General features: G+C 67.8%; 13 protein-coding genes, 1 tRNA gene and 1 pseudogene. 6 read left to right on the top strand and 9 right to left on the bottom strand.

Annotated elements, in window-relative coordinates; all coding sequences use genetic code 11:
• Positions 1-15 precede the first annotated feature (15 nt).
• On the bottom strand, positions 16-450 hold the full coding sequence (locus LPA42_RS19910; RefSeq protein WP_228986761.1) for a DUF6010 family protein: 435 nt from the start codon (positions 448-450) through the stop codon (positions 16-18).
• Positions 451-1,514: 1,064 nt separating this feature from the next.
• Between LPA42_RS19910 and LPA42_RS19905 the strand changes: the two genes are divergently transcribed.
• From LPA42_RS19905 to LPA42_RS19895, 3 genes are all read left to right on the top strand, one after another.
• Positions 1,515-3,989, top strand: a complete 2,475-nt coding sequence (locus LPA42_RS19905; RefSeq protein ID WP_228986760.1) for an RICIN domain-containing protein — start codon at positions 1,515-1,517, stop codon at positions 3,987-3,989.
• Positions 3,990-4,116: 127 nt separating this feature from the next.
• Positions 4,117-4,192 (top strand) — tRNA-Lys (locus LPA42_RS19900).
• A 268-nt stretch (positions 4,193-4,460) separates the two neighbouring features.
• Positions 4,461-4,901 carry an NUDIX domain-containing protein gene (locus tag LPA42_RS19895; RefSeq protein WP_077936267.1) on the top strand — a complete coding sequence of 147 codons (441 nt, stop codon included), beginning with the start codon at positions 4,461-4,463 and terminating at the stop codon, positions 4,899-4,901.
• Here LPA42_RS19895 and LPA42_RS19890 read toward each other — a convergent pair.
• The 8 genes and pseudogenes from LPA42_RS19890 to amcA form a co-directional block, all read right to left on the bottom strand.
• Complete coding sequence (locus tag LPA42_RS19890) at positions 4,867-5,460, bottom strand: histidine phosphatase family protein (RefSeq protein ID WP_144082545.1); 594 nt, start codon at positions 5,458-5,460, stop codon at positions 4,867-4,869. The genes LPA42_RS19895 and LPA42_RS19890 overlap by 35 nt on opposite strands.
• Before the next feature lie 17 nt (positions 5,461-5,477).
• Positions 5,478-6,224 carry an SDR family NAD(P)-dependent oxidoreductase gene (locus LPA42_RS19885; RefSeq protein WP_077936269.1) on the bottom strand — a complete coding sequence of 249 codons (747 nt, stop codon included), beginning with the start codon at positions 6,222-6,224 and terminating at the stop codon, positions 5,478-5,480.
• Between the two features lie 1,122 nt (positions 6,225-7,346).
• A complete protein-coding gene (locus LPA42_RS19880; protein WP_228986759.1) occupies positions 7,347-8,444 on the bottom strand; it encodes a glycosyltransferase family 9 protein in 1,098 nt (365 codons plus the stop codon).
• Positions 8,423-8,977, bottom strand: coding sequence for a phosphoribosyltransferase (locus tag LPA42_RS19875; protein ID WP_077936271.1), 555 nt, complete (start codon positions 8,975-8,977; stop codon positions 8,423-8,425). Before LPA42_RS19875 ends, LPA42_RS19880 begins: the two co-directional genes overlap by 22 nt.
• Complete coding sequence (locus tag LPA42_RS19870) at positions 8,958-10,868, bottom strand: nucleotidyltransferase domain-containing protein (protein WP_144082546.1); 1,911 nt, start codon at positions 10,866-10,868, stop codon at positions 8,958-8,960. The genes LPA42_RS19875 and LPA42_RS19870 overlap by 20 nt, the downstream gene beginning before the upstream one ends.
• On the bottom strand, positions 10,865-11,467 hold the full coding sequence (locus LPA42_RS19865; RefSeq protein ID WP_077936273.1) for a DUF4254 domain-containing protein: 603 nt from the start codon (positions 11,465-11,467) through the stop codon (positions 10,865-10,867). Before LPA42_RS19865 ends, LPA42_RS19870 begins: the two co-directional genes overlap by 4 nt.
• Positions 11,468-11,851: 384 nt before the next feature.
• Positions 11,852-12,492 (bottom strand): annotated as a pseudogene (locus tag LPA42_RS19860) (NAD-dependent epimerase/dehydratase family protein).
• Positions 12,492-12,671 carry a multiple cyclophane-containing RiPP AmcA gene (amcA, locus tag LPA42_RS34190; protein WP_144082547.1) on the bottom strand — a complete coding sequence of 60 codons (180 nt, stop codon included), beginning with the start codon at positions 12,669-12,671 and terminating at the stop codon, positions 12,492-12,494. The pseudogene LPA42_RS19860 and the gene amcA overlap by 1 nt, the downstream one beginning before the upstream one ends.
• Before the next feature lie 480 nt (positions 12,672-13,151).
• On the opposite strand from amcA, the gene LPA42_RS19855 reads away from it, so the two are divergent.
• The 3 genes from LPA42_RS19855 (at position 13,152) to LPA42_RS19845 (ending at position 16,484) form a co-directional block, all read left to right on the top strand.
• Positions 13,152-14,486, top strand: coding sequence for a transcriptional regulator (locus LPA42_RS19855; RefSeq protein WP_077936274.1), 1,335 nt, complete (start codon positions 13,152-13,154; stop codon positions 14,484-14,486).
• 302 nt (positions 14,487-14,788) lie between these two features.
• Positions 14,789-15,451 (top strand): pentapeptide repeat-containing protein, encoded by a 663-nt coding sequence (locus LPA42_RS19850; RefSeq protein WP_077936275.1) that lies wholly within the window; start codon positions 14,789-14,791, stop codon positions 15,449-15,451.
• Positions 15,452-15,863: 412 nt separating this feature from the next.
• Entirely contained in the window at positions 15,864-16,484 is a 621-nt protein-coding gene (locus LPA42_RS19845) for a helix-turn-helix domain-containing protein (RefSeq protein WP_228986758.1), read from the top strand.
• Positions 16,485-16,671 lie beyond the last annotated feature (187 nt).

The following is a 16,671-nucleotide window of genomic DNA, read 5'->3' as shown; positions in this document are numbered from 1 at the left end:
CGGAAATTCAACCAGTCAGGGCCGTGCGGTGGCCGGCGGGCGCGCGTCGGCCGCCCGACGCGTGACCCGGTCGAACAGGTCTGTGACCGACAGGCCGCCGGTGAAGCACCAGAGCGCGATGACCGGATCGCAGAGCGCACAGCCGAAGGACGAGTCGTGCAGCGACGGGATGATCGGGGTGCCGCGCCGGTGGTGCACGACGTCCCAGACCGTGTGCAGGAGCCAGCCGACCCCGATGAAGGTGTACGAGGTGAGCCCGGCGTAGCCCACCACCAGCAGCAGCGCGCAGAAGGCCAATTCCCACAGCCCGAACCCACCACCGCTGATGTAGGCGGCCCCGGCGCCGGTGACGACGAGCGCGTTCAGGCGCCGCCGGTGCGGCTCCGGCACGAGGGAGTTGAGCCCGACGTAGACCAGCCCGATCACCACCGGCATGACATAGCGAAGCACGATCAAGCCCCTCTGCGTTCCCGTTGACGCGTGTCGGGAAGGAGCCTAGGAAGGTCTGCCACCGGGAACGAGAGGCGAAAGTGCCACGGTCCGCCGGATTCTCGCCACCGCCGTCTTCGTCGATGCCACCGCACCGGGAGTGGCCGGCCGTGCTGCCGGTGTCCCGGGGCGTACACCCTGGTGGTGGACCCGTCCGGAGCCGCGACCGGGCAGGTCACGCCGGCGCTGCGGCCAGGCCGCCCCTGCCCTGCCGGGCCGGTGTGCGAGCGCGCTGACGTCTCGGCCCGTTCCCGCCGAGCGCCGCTGGCTCAGCTGGCAGGGCAGCGGACTCTTGATCCGCCGGTCGGGGCCTTTTCGCGTACGCCGATGGTGGTTCGCGGCCCGCCGCCTGGGCGGGTCCAGCTGGTGCCGCGTGCCTGGTATGCGAGGGCCGCCTCGCCGCCCGCCCGGCATCGCCCGTCGCCTCGTCGTTGCTCCCTCCGACAGCCGGTGGGGCCGACCGCGATTATGCATAGTCGACGGACGATCTGACGGTTGCGCCGCAAACGTATGACGTCTACGCTGCAAGGCAGAATTCTGTGACCATGGGCAAGAGGGCGTGAGCGGGCAGCGGGCGTTCCCGACGGCACGATAGGTGCCGCCGGTCGGTGCTTCCCGCTCAAAGCGTACGTGGCCTTGAGCCTGTTCTTGCTGCTCCTTTGTCAAGGAACCACCATGGTCGGAATCGCCCCGTGTTCTCCCCGCCGTCGGCCATTATTCGTGCGGTGGTCCACCGTCGCGCCCCGAGGACGAATGTCCAGCGAACATGTTCTATCGGCGGTAAGCGAAAGGAATGGTACGTGAAGCTAGCCGTCTCTACCGCTCGAAGGTCACTGCTGGCCGTCGCGCTGGTCGTCGCCTCCACGCTGCCGGCGGTAGCCGCGAATCAGCTGCCCGCTTCGGCCGCCGTCCAACAGACCTACTATGTCGCCCCGGACGGAAACGACACCAACGCGGGAACGCTCCAATCGCCGTTTCGCACCCTGCAACGTGCGCGGGACGCCGTCCGTACGGTGAATTCCAGCATGACGGGCGACATCCAGGTGTACCTGCGCGGTGGAAGTTACCCGGTGAACAGCACGATCGAGTTCGGGGCCGGTGACTCCGGCACCAACGGATATCGGGTCAGCTATTCCGCCTACCCCAACGAGACGCCTGTTCTCGAAGGTGGGGTGCAGGTGACCGGATGGACCCAGCACAGCGGCAACATCTGGAAGGCGCCGCTCGACCGCGCCAACAAGCTGCGCGCGCTCTACGTCAACGACAAGCGGGCGTACATGGCGTCGAAGACGATCGGCTCGGCGGGCTGCTACGGGACGTACACCATCACGGCCGGCCAGGCCGCGTGGGCCTGGGAGTCGGGGTCACAGTGCGACGGCGCCAAATACAACCTGAACGACTTCCCCGCCGTCGCCCGCAACGCCGACGACATCGAGATCGAGACGGCGACGACCTGGACCACGGCGATCGTGGGGGTCCGCCAGGTGGCCACGAGTTCCGACGGCGCGAACCGGGTGGCGCTGTTCCAGCAGCCGGGTGCCGCCATCGCCCAGGGCGCGTTCAACGGCAACGCCCAGACGGGCGGCAGCCACAAGGTGATGAACGCCTACGAGTTCCTGGACGCGCCGGGTGAGTTCTACTTCGACAAGGGCAGCCGGACGCTCTACTACTACAAGAGCAGCGCCGAGAACATGACGACCGCGTCGGTCTTCGCGCCGAACAACGTGACGACCCTGCTGCGGGTCGCCGGCACCTCGACGAACAGCCACGCGCGCAACATCACGTTCTCCGGCCTCACCGTCCAGCACTCCGACTGGAACCTGTTCAACGTCGCCGGTTCGTCGTTCAAGCAGGCGCAGCAGGGCAACCTCGGGGCGCAGGCGTACGCGAAGCGGAACTTCCACGACTACTACTACCGCAACGTCGACGTCACCCCGGGCATGATCCAGGTGGAGAACGCCGACGGGATCCTCCTGCAACGCAACCGGGTCCAGCACACCGGCGCCGACGGCATCAACATGGTCAACGACGTGCAGAACAGCCAGCTGATCGGCAACTTCACCAACGACATCGCCGGATCCGCCATCACCGTCGGCCACCCCCAGCACGTCTACATCGGCGACGGGACGTCGACCAACCGGGAGAAGTGGTCGCCGCAGGTCGAGGGGCTGCCGAAGAACATCGACATCAGGAACAACTACCTCTACGACAGTGCGGTGCTGTTCAACGGGCACAGCCCCATCTCGGCGTACTTCGTCGACACCCTGACCGTGCAGCGCAACCGGATCGAGAAGTCGCCGTGGTCGGGCATCACGCTCGGCTGGGGCTGGTGGAACTTCGACGGGTCATCGGGCTCGATCGCGCCCAACCGGCCGACCACGACGGCGCGGAACAACACCATCAGCCACAACCACATCATCGACACGGTGCAGCGCCTCAGTGACACGGCGCCCATCTACACGCTGGGCAGCCAGCCGGGCACCACGATCACCAACAACTATCTCCAGGGCGTGCCGTCCGGGCACAAGTACGGCCTCCACCCCGACGAGGGGTCGGCGTACATCACCTTCCGCGACAACGTCCTGAGCGTGGACAAGAACGTCACCTGGCTCATCAACTCCGATGACTTCGGGCGCAAGCACGACCTGAGCATCACGCAGATCTACGGCCCGATCAACAAGGTGTCGAACAAGAACCTGCCCAACAGCACGGTCAACGACATCATCGTCTCCTCCGACTACGTCTGGCCGGCACCGGCGTACGGCATCGCCGCCAACTCCGGCCTGGAGGACGCGTTCCGGGACATCGTCCCGGCGGCCAACCTGTCCCTGCCGAACCACGTCCTGCCGGCCAGCACCTACGTCACCAGCGGGACGGCGTCGATTCCGATCCGGAGCGCCGGCGACGCGACCAAGGCGGTATGGCTGGCTCCCGCCGGCACCACCACCTTCATTGCCGGCCCGACGATGACCAGGGCCGGCGGCACCGACACGTCCATCGCCGTGCCGACGTCGCAGGGCGAGTACCGGCTCTACGTCCTCGACGCGCAGGGCAGCCGGTCGACCGAGTCGACCTCGATCGTCCGGCAGCAGGCCGGCGGCAGCGGCCCGCAGGGTGGGCGGCTCGTGGGCGGCCAGTCGGGCCGCTGCGTCGAGGTGCCGAACTCCTCCACCACCAACGGCACCCAGGTGCAACTGTGGGACTGCGCCGGCGGCACGAACCAGCAGTGGGCCTACACCGCCGGCAAGCAACTGACCGTGTACGGCAACAAGTGCCTGGACGCGAACGGCGCGGGCACGACCAACGGCACCACGGTCATCATCTGGGACTGCCACGGTGGCACAAACCAGCAGTGGAACCTCAACGCCAACGGGACCCTCACCAACGTCCAGTCCGGACTCTGCCTCGATGCCAACGGTGCCGCCACCGCCAACGGCACGAAGATCATCCTCTGGTCGTGCAACGGCGGCACGAACCAGCAGTGGAGCCTTCGCAACTGACCGGCAGCTCGGGACCGGTCCGACTCGGCCCGGCCCCGGGCAGCTCCGGCCCATCGTGCAGGGCCCGGCCGGCGGGGTGACCGGGTGCGCTCCGGGGAGGTGCTAACCTGCTCTGCGTTGTCAGCGGGCGCCGCTAGCTCAACTGGCAGAGCAGCGGACTCTTAATCCGCGGGTTCGGGGTTCGAGTCCCTGGCGGCGCACCACCGAAAAGGCTCTGACCTGGGTTTCACCCTGGGTCAGGGCCTTTTGGTGTTCCTGTCGGTGGTTCGGTGTCTCGGTGGGTGCTCGGGAGCCGTTGGACCGTTCTGGCCGCCGGTGGACTGGTGGCGTGTCGGTGGAGAGATGGATCAACTGCCTGACGCGCCGTCGGCGGGTGCGGCGGCTTGCCAGGTACCTCGTTGTGCGCCCAAAACCGCAACCGGGTACTTTTCGCTACGGTTAGTGCTTCCCGGGCGCGGATAGGGGCAAGTCGTGCGTCACATCGTACGTAGGTCGGTGCGGGCCGTTCTTCTGGATGAGGACGACCGTCTCGTGCTGATCAAGCGGATCAAGCCCGGCCAGGCGCCGTACTGGACAACGCCGGGCGGCGGCCTGGAGTCGACGGATGTCTCCCTGGAGGCCGCGCTTCGCCGCGAGTTGCACGAGGAGCTCGGTGCCGAGGCGGACCGGTTCGCCCAGGTGTTCCTGTTCACCGCCTCCGCTGGTGAGGGCGTTTCTGTCCAGCACTTCTTCGCCTGTCGGCTACGTCAGCTGAACGAGGACGCCCGGACCGGGGAGGAGTTCGCTGATCCGTCGCGTGGCGGCTACCAGCTCGACCGGGTGGCGATCGACAAGCTGGCTGCGGTGGATCTCAAGCCGGATGCGCTGAAGGAGTTCATCATCTCCAACGAGGAGGCTCTGCTTTCGGTGTAGGGCAGGCTGGCCAGACCATCGCTGGTCCGAGTCTGAAGTCCCGGGCTGCCTGGAAAATGTCTTGCGGTCTGCGGGCACCGTTCAGGTTTGCGGCTACGGCACCGATGAAGACACGGTGCGACACGATGAGGGCCACGCCCCGCTGGGCGGCCTGGTGGGCGCGCGATACGGCTTCCCACACGCGTTGTCGTAGCGCGGTGAGGCTCTCCCCACCAGGGAGAGCCGAATCCGGATCACGAAGGCGTTCGCTGCGCCACGCTTGGTACTCGCTCGGGTAGTCGTCGGGGCTCAGGCCGAGCACGCAGTCGGGTGCGCGCCACTCCGCGTAGAGCGGATCTGGCGGCGCGATCGGCACATCAAGGATCTCGGCCAGAATGCCGGCAGTCATCGTCGCCCGCAGAAGAGTGCTGGTGAGGATCATGTTCGGCTTGGCGTTCCGGTCGAGCAGCCAGAGGGCTGTGCTGACGACCTCGGCGATCCCACGCGTCGTCAGCGGCGTGTTGGGACGGGCGTGGGCGCGGGGGCGGCAGAGGCCGTCGAGGCAGGTGCCGTGGCGCATCCAGAGAACCTGGCCGTTCACGACAGGTGCCAGCCGCCGTCGACGTTGAGCGCCTGTCCGGTGATGAATCCTGCTGTGGGGGAGAGCAGGAAGGCGACGACGGCGGCCACATCCGCAGGCTGGCCACGACGCTTGATGCACTGCCGGTCGAGTTGGCGTTGCACCATGGCGGCGTGGTCGTCGACGACGGTGTGTTCGGCGGGGACCTCGATCGAACCCGGGCGCACCGTGTTGACGGTGATGTTGTTCGGGCCGAGTTCACGGGCCAGGGCCCGGACGAGGCCTTCGAGCCCGTTCTTGGCCGCGATGTAGCCGGCCAGGTCGATGCGGCCGAGTTGGGTCAGGATCGAGGAGACGGCCACGATGCGGCCGCGGCCGTTCGCGATCAGGGCGGGCGTGACGGCGCGGATGCACGCGGCGTGGGTGACCAGGTTGAGTTCGAGTTGGCTGCGGAACGTGTCCAGGTCCAGTTCGTGCCAGGGGATTCGGGGGTATGCGCCAGCGTTGGTGACCACGGCAACCAGCTGATCGGCGTGGGCACCGACCGTGGATTGGAACAGCGCCTGTGTCCTGGACCGTGTCAGGTCGCCGATGACGGTGCTGGTGAGTGCGCCGCGCTGGTGGGCCGCCTCGACGACCGCCCCGAGGTCGTCATCGTCGTGGCGGTGGGCCAGGACCAAGTCGAAGTCGGCGGCGAGACGTGCGGCGATCGCGGCTCCGATGCCGCCGCCGGCCCCGGTCACGATCGCGACGTCACGATTCATGGGCTGTCCTTCCAGGTGTGGTGGTGAGTCCCAGCAGGTGGGCCAGGTCGGCTTCGGGCGCGTAGAGGTCTGCGAGCAAGCCGATCGACAACGCGGCGTCCGACGGTTCCATCTGGTGCAGCGGGTAGACGGCCAGCAGACGCATGGCGAGGTACGGCCGTAGCCACGTGAGCAGGTCGGTGCCGATGCTGGTGGCGAGTGGTCGGGCGAGCTGACCGAGGTAGCGGGCGACGGTGTGTTGGCGCGCTGCCGAGGGCCGGTGCTGGTAGTCGATCGCGATCGTGCGGGCCGACAGCCTCGCCAGTCGGACCTGTGGTCTGACGGCGTCGATGATTGCCCGCCGGTGGTCGGCGAAGGCTCCGGGGTTGTAGCGCGGCACGAGCCATGCGGCGTGTAGCCGTTGGTACCAGAGGAAGCAGGCGATCTCCCCCGCGAGGGAGTTGAGGCCGGCGGTGTCGTAGTCGAACCAGACGGGTCGGTTCTGGTCGTCCAGGCCGATGTTGACGTCGGTGGGATCGCCCTGGGTCGTCGCTGCCCATGTCTGCTGGTCCGGGTGCAGGGCGGTGCGGAGACCGGTGACCAGTGCGTCGAAGTCGAGTCGTCGAGGCTGTCCGTTGATGACGAGGGTCGTCTCGTGTAGGTCGCTGCAGCGGATGGCGGACCTGTCGGGCATCGTCAGCAGGTTGGGGTTGTGGCCGTAGTACAGGTCGATCCGGCCGCCGGGTCGGGCACGGTCGCGATAGAGCTTGCCGATGGTCTGGGAGGCGGGCAGATGACGCATCGTGGTGCCGATGACGTGCTGGTAGCGGTTGAGGATGGCGTCGAGCCCGTGGTCGAGGTTGGCGCGGGCACCGACGTCGCCTGCCGTGATGGCGTCCAGGAGCAGGCCGGTGTCGGGCTGGTCGGGCCGGTGTCGGTCGTACACGGTCAGGGTCCAACGGCCGACTCGGTGGTACGCGTGTAGGGCGGGGAGCGGATAGTGGTGCTGGATCCGCCGGTACCCGGCGATCTCGGCGGCAGCCTCGGCAGGATTCGGGTTGGCCTTGACGAATAGTCGGCGTGCGCCGACATCGAGATGGAAGGTGTGGTTCGCGGTGAACCGCCGGTGGCGGGCGACGCGGATCACGAGTCCCACCAGCCAACGCACCGGCCGGCGAAACGCGCGATCAGTTCGGCCGGTACGGCTCGCAGGTCGCTGGCGGTGGACCAGACGGTGTCGTCGTAGCCATCCCGGACGGGGCACGCGTCGGCGATGGACATGAGCTGTGAGAACGGCGTCGCTACCGCGTGGTGACGGGTTGAGCCGGTGATCCACTTGGTGTGTGCGTGCCGCCCGTACAGGCCGACGACGGTAGGCCCGGTGCCGTCCGGTCTTTCGGTGAGGGCGGCGAGGTGGGTCAGGCCGGTGTCGTTGCCGACGACCAGTTCGGCGGTAGCGAACAGATCGACGCATTCCACGGCCGTCGGACCGTGGAAGACCTCGATCTGCGCGACGGACGGTGGTGCCGCTCGGTCCGGCGCGGCGATCAGGCCGAACCGCCAGGGCGCGTCAGGCCGGTGAGCAGTGAGGCAGCGCGCGATTGCCGCGAAGTTCTCGATGCCGTAGTCCTTGCGCTTTGGCCGGCTGGTGGTGGACACGAAGAGGACGTGGTAGGGCGTAGGTGTGGGCTCCGTGGCGCGGAACCGCGGGCACGGGTCGCTGTCAGCAGGCAGCCGTACCCCGAGGGTCTGCTCGATGTCGAGGTAGTAGCGCATCGGCAGCGTGGCGTGCACCTGGAGGACGTTGGCGTCGACGATGTCGAGCCTCGTCGGCGGGATCTCGGGAACGGCTTCGAAGGTGCGCGGTGTCGGGCTTTCGGTGCCGATCGAGTGTTGGCCGTTCGCGGAGGTGACGGTGAGTGGCAGGGTGCATCGGGCGAGGAGATCCGCGCGGGGTCCGACGTATGCCGGCTGCGGGTACCGGTCGCGGGTGGCCTCGTGGAGAGCCTGCGCCAGGGCGAGACCCAGCAGTACGTCGCCGAGCCCTCGTGCGCCGAGGTCGAGCTGCCAGCCGCTTTCGTGCACCGCGTCGAGGGCGGCCTTCGGTGGTGGCAGCTCTCCCGCGGCCCGCCGGTACGGCAGGAGTCGGCCAAGCGGGGCCCGATTGCGCCGGACGAGCGTCGGTCCGCCCCGCCAACAGGTCGGGCTGTCGGTGTCGGTCAGAGCGTGGTCAGTACGCACAGCGGGACCTCGTGTCGTTCGAGCAGCTCCCGCCCGTCTCCGGTCGTGTCCTCGACCAGACAGAGCACGCCTGTGACGTCGGCTCCGGCACTGCGGAGCGCGGTGACGAGGTTGGTGAGGGTGAGCCCGGTCGTGATCTCGTCGTCCACGATGAGGACGCGCTGACCCTTGAAGCGGCCGTAGGCGAACACCTCCAGGCGGCGGGCGTGAGGTTCGTGGAAGACGAGCTTCTCCGGCAGGTCGAGGTTGATCTTCCAGGCGATGCGGTAGTGGCTGCCGCTCGCCCAGGAGACCGCGAGCGTGGGGATGATGCCGCCAGCGTCCAGGCCGAGCAGCACGTCGTGCGGCCGGTAGGCGGGATGCTCGCACCAAAGCCGCCAGAGGTTGTCACCGGCGGCCATCACCCGATCCGGCGCGGTGTCACTGCGGACACCGTCGAGTTCGTGAACGATCCTGACCGGGCGGGTGGTGTCGCCGACTCCGAGTCGGGCTACTCGGTCGGCGGTGATCGCCTTACGTGCGGTGGCCGTCATTGGCTTCCGTCGTCCTTCCATGGTCGCGGGTGTGGCCGAGGGTCTCGTCGTAGGCCAGCAGGTCGCTGGCGGCGCTGCGGATTCGTTCCGTGAGTTCGTTGTCCGAGCGCCAGTCGGCGTGGCTGACGTCGGTGACCGAGGGAAGGTCGACGCGGGCGGAGGGATGTCGGCCGGCGAAGGCCTGGCGGACTTCGTCGCTGGCGTCGAGGTCGATGCCGTCCGCTCGGAGCATGATCTTCATGGCGAGGACGACGTGCTTGTAGAGCGCCCTGACATCGGTGTCGGGTCGGGCGGCCAGCCGCCGCAGCGTCATGACGACCAGCGGTAGGTCACCGCGGGCAGCGCACTCGTCGGCGGTCCGGTCGAGGACATGGAGTACGAGACCGGGTCGGCGATACAGCACTCCCCGGCCGTCGTGCGCGATCTGCCGCAGCGCGTAGAGCAGGCGTGGTGGCAGCCTGCCGGTGCGCGCCTCGTTGGTGGTGAACGCCGACAGCGCGATCTTCGCCCCGTCCGGGCCGGTGGGTGGGAGCGATCGGTTGGCGAGCCAACGCACCGGAAGGGTGTCCCGGACGACGAGGACATCCACGTCGCTCCAGCCCGGCTGCCAGTTTCCATAGGCCAGGCTTCCGGTGACTGCGACCAGTGCCGTCTCGTCGTCGACCAACTCGGCGGCGTAGGCGGCGAGGAAAGGTCGCAGGGACGCCGGCACCGGTGTCTCACGTTGTGGCGGGTGTCGGTCGCCGGAAGTGCGGTGAACCAGCTCGGCGACCGCTCGTTTCAGGGCGAGGAGGCTGCCCGTGTTGTCGACGACGGAGTCGGCGATCGCCGCGATGCGCTCGGCGCCCCGGTTCTGCTTCGTCGCGTCCCGAGACGCTAGCGAATCGGGTGATTCTTTGCCACGGGCCAGACGCACTGCCGGCGGCGCATCGAGATAGATGATCTGGCAGCGATCTCCCCAGATCTGCCGTACATGCCTGGTTGCTTCGAAGCGATGCGCGCTTTCGACGCTGATCCGGTGGGAGCCGGGATTGAGCGCGGCTAAGCGGAGGATCTCCTCGGACAGCATCCGTGCCTCGGTCAGCTCATCCCACGCCTGGTACGGGTCGGTCACGCCGGCCCGGTCGGCCGCAAGGCGGAGCAGATATCCGATCTTCAGCCGCGTGACGGCGTGCTCGGTACGGAGTAACTCCCCGACGGTGCTCTTTCCGCTCTCGGACATGCCGGCGAGGACCCAGAGCCGGTCGACGCGATCCGGAGCCAGCAGTGTGACGGGCACGCCGAAGCGGGTGACGGCCTCGCGAACCTCACGCTGAACATCGAGCAGTGGCCGATCACCACGCACGATCAACCGGTGGTAGTCCCCTCGGTGGATTTGGAGTTCGATGGCTTCGGCCAGTTGGCGCTGGTAGGCGGCGTACTGATCGGATGCGGGAGCCCGGTCCCGGGCCAACGCCTGCCGCGCCTCGGCAGAAGGATCAGGATCGTGCCGCAGCAGGATGTGGAGTTCGCGTCTGTCGACGGGGAGGTATCGGAGCGCTCGGGCTTCTACCTCGGCAAGGGCCTCACCGATCGGCGTTCCGTCCTTCACCGCGGCCGTCGCCGCGCAGGTGGCGACGAGCATCGGGTAGCCCCGGTCCTCCAACGCCAACCTGCCGCCTCCCTGGCACCGGGCGGCGAAGGAACGGAACACGAGATCGACGTGCTCGTCAGTGGTGCTGTCGACGAACCACCATCGGCTGAAGTCGTCCCGTGACACCTTCGCCCACTGCGGGTCCCACCGGTCGATGGTCCCGGTCAGGGTGATCCCCGGTGTCGCCGAGGCCAGCCACTGTGCATTCGTGGACTTGCCGACGTTGTCCGCACCGTTGAGCGTCACCGCGACGTTCATCGGCGCTCGCCGTAGCTCTTGAGGGCACGCCAACGAGGAATCCGTCGGCAACCCTCGCGAGCATCTCGCACAAGATCGTCGTACGCACGCGCCAGCTCCCGAAACTGCCGCAAAGCCGCATCGGCCTGGCTGGCGCTCCGTTCTTGCGCCTCGTGGTCGATCAGGCGTTGGCACCGCACCCAGGCAATAGCCAACCGGTCGATGACCGAGCCGATCGTCTCGGTGTGCAGCGGTCCGGTGCCCGGATCGTCGAGCACGCGGTCGACCCACGTGTCGATCTCCGTGACCAGGTCCACCCGAACGCGGTTCAGCAGGTCGATGGACCGCTTCGCGGCGGCTACGACATGGTCATCAGCGTTCGGATCCCGAGAGATCATCTCAGCTGACCACTGGTCGCCGTGGTGCACGGCAAGTCGCCCGGCAGCCCGCAACGGGACCCGCCATGAAGACATCGGGCAGGCGGAGTCGTCCCGGAACGAGTCGATGAGCAGACCAGAGGCCGGGAGGACGTTCTGCCTGCCGAGCTGGTCTGCAGGGTTGGCCGAGTTGGTTACAGCATCAAGGGGCACGATGAAGCCTCCAATTGCCTCGTTCGGCATGCCGTGAAGCGAATCGATAGCGATAGCTGTATGGGGCAATGCGCGTTGTCGTCACGCCGACCACCACGAGCCCGACACGGCGGTGTGGCGGGCACCGCACAACTCGGGACGGGATGCACCGGGCGTGCGTCGGGGCAACCGCAGCGACCGGAAGAAGGCGGCCGTAGCCCGCTCGCGCGCGGGACACGGACTCAGTACGTCGCAGGCCAAGCATCGGCCGTTGGCGCAGGACACGACGTGTCTTGCCAGAACGGGCCTGCGCCTCCTCGATCTGCTCGCCGCCGAGATACGTAGCCATGACTCCCCGCTTCTCTGTCTGATCGGCGCGGCGGCGGCGAGCGGGTCACGCGAGCTGGCTCCAGCCGACACCGATCGCCGCCGCCGTTACCAAGGACCCAACGTCCTGGCCGCTGCGGCACCAACCGGCCACATCCCTCGATAGAGAATTCGGTCGATCGCCATGTCGGGCCGCTGCCGAGGCCCGTAGACGGTGAAGTAGCGCAGCGCGACGGCACTGAGTGGGCTGTCAGCTCGTCGGGCGTAGGCGAGACACAGCTGTTCCGCGGCCAGCTTGCTTACCCCGTAGGGGGAGACCGGGCAGGTGGGGTCTTCGTCGCGGCTGGGCCGGTCGGCCGGACCGGAGACGCTCGACGACGAGGCGACGACCAGCCGGCGTACCCCTGACGGGTGCGTGCCTCCAGCAACCGGTGTGTGCCGAGCACGTTGGTCTGGGTGTAGTCGAGAGACTCGCGACTCCACGACGGCCGTACACCCGGCCGCGCGGCGAGATGGAAGACGGTGTCGCAGCCAGCCACCAGATCGTCCAACTGGTCGACGGCCAGGTCCAGGCAGTACGGCGTGAACAGGGGGCTGCCGACCGCCTCGGCCAGGTTCTCGTCCGCGAGGGCGTGCTCACCGACCCGCCGCCGATCCAGGCCGACAACCCTGACTCCTCTGCCCAGTAGCGCGTCGACCAGGTGCGAGCCGATGAAGCCGGCCGCTCCGGTGACCAAGACACGAGACATCATCGCTGCTCCTCCCTTCCCGGGCTCTGCTCGAAGAGCCGATGCCAGACGTGCGTGTACAGGGGTGGGTCTACCTGGGAAGGCGTGGTCTGATCGATTACCGGCAGGGCGCCCGGTCGTTCGGATCTTGTCGAACCGGTGGCTGTCGTAGCGGCGTTACGGGAGACGTAGACCGTCATCGCGGTCCCGCTTCCGACCCGCCCATGCCGCGCCGTGATCGCCGAGGACATGCGCCAGGTCTGCGGAGTCGGCCGGCGGCGTGGCGGACCCACCGGAAGACCGGCAGGTCCGCCACCGGGAGGCGGCGGCTGGGAGCACCCCGCCGATCACCCGCCTGCGCAGGCTCGACGGCGGTGCGCAGGCGAGGGACCAACCTCACGGGACTTGCGCTGACAGCCATCACGGCATCTGAACCCAGCTGGGGCGACGCCTTGTCAGTCCTGATCAGTACGACCACCATGAACCCCATGCCGTTGACGGTCATCGGTGGACACCGGTGCCACCGGCAGCGGCGGCGTTCGATGTCCAGCTCTAGCGAACCGTTCCCCGCCGTGGGCCGGTACCGTCCACTACCCGTCCAGTCGCAACCAGGTAGTGACGACCTGTAGCGGCAGTGGCTAGCGTGATCCACGTCGACAGGCGATGTCCGGAGGTGCGCGATGGCGGGACGGCGCTATTCCCCGAACCGGCAGCTCGCGTGGGAGAGACTCCAACGCGGCTGGTCCTACGAGGAGACCACCGAACGCATCCGCACCGAGATGAGCCGCGTAGGCGAGACCGACACCGGGCTCAACGCCAACACGGTGCGACGCTGGGAGACCGGGGAACGGTGGCCAGACCCGCGTTACCGCAAGCACCTGGTCGCGATCTTCGGTAAGCCAGCGAGCGACCTCGGCCTGCTCACCCCCGATGAACTGGCCGTACGCCCGGCCGCGGAAACACTGCACGAGCTCAGGAGGTTGTGGGACATGCTCACCCGAGATGACAACGGCAACGGCTGGGACCGGGCGTCCGTACTACGCGCGCTCGTCGGTGCCAGCATGCTGCCCTTGGTCGCGCCGCTGCTATCACTCGATCCCCACGCCGCACACGCCGGCGGCAAGACCGTCGACCCCGACTCGTACCGGCAGATCGTGCGCTGTCAGCGCGAGCTGTACTGGACCAGCCCGGCCCGGCCGCTGTACGAGGCCGCCTACGCCCACACTCAGCTCGGCATCGGGCTCCTCCGTGCCGCAACCGGAACCGATCGGACTGGTCTCGCCGGAGCGCTCGCGGAGTCCGCACTGCTCACCGCCCGACTCGCCTTCTTCGACCTCAGCCAGCCCGCCGTCGCCGAACGCTGCTACGACGTCGCCCTCGCTGCCACCCGCGAAGCCGGCGACCATGCTCTGGCCGCAGCTGTTCTCGGCCACATGGCGTTCATCCCCGCCTTCGGCCACGATCCCGCGAAGGCCCGCACGCTGACCAACGCAGCCCTCCAACACACCTGGCACGGTGTCAGCCCCATGGTCCGCTCCTGGCTGCACTGCGTCGCCTCGGAGGTCGAGGGCCGGGCCGGAGCAGCGGCGACCAGCCGCCATCACATTGATCTGGCAGCGAAAGCGCTTGATGGCAGCCCTGTGCCGCCTGAATGGCTCGACTTCTACGACAACACGCGTCTGCACTCCTTCGCCGGCTACGCCGCTCTTGCCGATAACGACCACGGGGAAGCCGCCACCCAGCTGGATCAGGCACTCGCCGCTCTCCCCGGGGCCGGTGCCAAACAGCGCAGCGTTGTCCTCGCCGACCTTGCCAACGCCCATGGCAATGACGGTGACCGGGCTGCCGAGTACCTCAACCAGGCCATCGATGCCCTACACACGGACTGGTACGGCACCGGCCTCGACCGGGTCCGGGCCGTCCGCAACGTACTCGGCGACAGCCGCAAGGGCACCCAACTCGACGAACGCGTCGCCGCCCTGACCGCCAGTCGTGCAGCGCTACCTGGTGGTTAAAGCGCGCCGGCGTCGATTCGCCTGCATACGGCATCGGGAAGCTCTGTGGGCGATTGAGGCTGGATACCCCGTGCCGGGCGCTTCGGCCGACCGGTAAACGCCCGAGCGGTGCTGTGCCAGCGGCAGGCGGCTGTGCATCCGCGACCTGGCATGACCGACGGTAACGTCGATCAAAGCGGCCAGGTTCGACAGCCAGCCGAGCTGGGACAACTGCACCAAGAGAACGACGTGATCCACTAACGGCAGATCATCCCGCTACGTGGTGCGACTGTCCGTACCGCCGTTCGACAGGTAGAGGACCCATGCGAACCACCACAGTCGGCGACGTGACGATCCTGCTCCCCGATCTCGACCCCGACGATCTCGACAGCACCACCGAGCCCGATGCTGATCTCACCGAGGCTCACGTCGACGACGTCTCCTGGCGGGGTGTCGCCCTCGACGAGATCCGTGTTCGGGGTAGCCGGATCGCCGGCTCGGACTTCAGTGAGGGCACCTGGGAAGGGGGAACCATCTTCGGCTGCGAGATCGTCCGCACCGACTTCTCCAGCGCCACCCTGTCCGGGCTCAGCATCGAGCGCAGCCTCGTCACCGGGTCGCGGTTTACCGGTACCCGGCTCACCGACGTCCGTCTCAAGGACGTCCTGTTCGACGGCTGCCGCTTCGACTACGCCACCTTCGGCCGGGTCGCCGCTGGCGGAGCGGTGGCGTTCGTCGACTGCATCCTCACCGACGCCACCTGGTCCTCCTGCCGGCTCCCCAAGGTCCTCCTGAGATCGTGCATTCTGGCTCGCCTCGAACTGGAATTGAGTCAGCTCCAGGGTGCCGACCTGCGGGGTAACTCGCTGCGTGGCCTGAAGACCACTCTCGCGAACCTGTACGGGGTCACGCTCACCGAGGAGCAGTTGCCTGACCTGGCCCACCTGGCTGTCGGTGAACTCCACCTCGCGGTACGGGCTCAATGACCTTCGGATGGGGAGTGCCCGTCGGTCGGCTTGTGACCGTACTCGTTGGGTCTGTTGGTGTCGCAGCGGCCCGGTGGAATGTCAGTCGTGGGCTACCAGCCGCAGCCGCAGGGACGGCGTCGTTGCCGGAAAGGTTGCACGTCGATACGACCGCGTTCGCGGTGGGGCACTCCGACGGTGCTGACGCGCAGGCCCTTGTCCTGAATGGGCAGCTCGATGCGCGCATCCGGTTGTTGACCGTGATGGCGGGCGACTTTGCACTTCTGACGGATGGTTCTCTCGCCGTGATTGGTCGGTCCTCCGGGTGTCGGTTCGCGGGTCGGTGGTGGCGTCGGTGACCGTTGGTGTGCAGCTGACCCCACGGGGTGGGGGCCTGGGGTCTGCGCCGGGCCTGCCGGGTGGTTTCGGCGCGGTGGACGGGATCACCTCGGGGCAGGTGGCCGAGCAGCGTAAGGATCTTGGTCGGCAGCTGGCCGGATGGCGTGCCGCTGTCGGGATGACGCAGGCGCAACTGGCCAAGCAGATCTGCTACTCGCGCAGCACGCTGGCCAACGCCGAGACCGGCCGGGACATGAGCGTCCGGGGTTTCTGGTGCGACGCCGACGACGTAGTCGGTGCCAACGGGGCGCTATTGGCCGCCTTCGACCAGGTGGCCGCGTTGGTGCGGGACTTCCACGAGCAGCAGGCATCGGTACGCGACCGCGAGCGTCGGCAACGCGCTGGCCGCCTCGTTGCTGCCGCCGTTCCGGCGGGCTCGCGCGTTCCGGTGGAGCCGGGTAGATGCCAGTGTGAGACGGTGGTCGTCGGTCGGTGGACCGGGCGGGAAGTCCGCGCATTGCGGGAGGCGCTGCGGATGACCGTCCACGACTTCGCACAACGCCTGGGAGCGAGTGGCGCGACCGTCTCCGGCTGGGAACACCGACGTACGCCCACGCCGCCGAAGATGGCCGCCCAAGCGGCGTTGGACCAGACACTCGCACTCGCTGACACCGACACTAAAGCCCGGTTCCTGCTGATCCTCAACAACTCGTAGAACAGTGGCTGGACGGTCTGCTGAAACCGCGGGTGTCTTAAGCAAGGTTACGTCTCAAGATCAACCAGTTCACCGCTCCAGGGTCCATTGGCACCACCGCGTTGGCGCGGACAGAACTTGCTGGTGGCTTCTGCCGCCTCCCACTACTCTGAATCCTCTCCAGGTTGCCCTGTACAGTCAGAGGTGA

The sequence above is a fragment of the Micromonospora sp. DH13 genome (assembly GCF_020873825.1).
In the GTDB taxonomy this organism is placed as follows: domain Bacteria; phylum Actinomycetota; class Actinomycetes; order Mycobacteriales; family Micromonosporaceae; genus Micromonospora; species Micromonospora haikouensis.
This window is presented reverse-complemented; position numbering and strand designations above follow the sequence as displayed.

Coding starts and splice junctions, on each gene's coding strand:
- LPA42_RS19905 (WP_228986760.1), top strand. CDS start 1,515: ATGACGGGCGACATCCAGGTGTACCTGCGCGGTGGAAGTTACCCGGTG.
- LPA42_RS19870 (WP_144082546.1), bottom strand. CDS start 10,868: ATGAACGTCGCGGTGACGCTCAACGGTGCGGACAACGTCGGCAAGTCC.
- amcA (WP_144082547.1), bottom strand. CDS start 12,671: ATGACGGTCTACGTCTCCCGTAACGCCGCTACGACAGCCACCGGTTCG.
- LPA42_RS19875 (WP_077936271.1), bottom strand. CDS start 8,977: ATGACGGCCACCGCACGTAAGGCGATCACCGCCGACCGAGTAGCCCGA.
- LPA42_RS19855 (WP_077936274.1), top strand. CDS start 13,152: ATGGCGGGACGGCGCTATTCCCCGAACCGGCAGCTCGCGTGGGAGAGA.
- LPA42_RS19865 (WP_077936273.1), bottom strand. CDS start 11,467: ATGCCGAACGAGGCAATTGGAGGCTTCATCGTGCCCCTTGATGCTGTA.
- LPA42_RS19890 (WP_144082545.1), bottom strand. CDS start 5,460: ATGCGCCACGGCACCTGCCTCGACGGCCTCTGCCGCCCCCGCGCCCAC.
- LPA42_RS19850 (WP_077936275.1), top strand. CDS start 14,789: ATGCGAACCACCACAGTCGGCGACGTGACGATCCTGCTCCCCGATCTC.
- LPA42_RS19885 (WP_077936269.1), bottom strand. CDS start 6,224: ATGAATCGTGACGTCGCGATCGTGACCGGGGCCGGCGGCGGCATCGGA.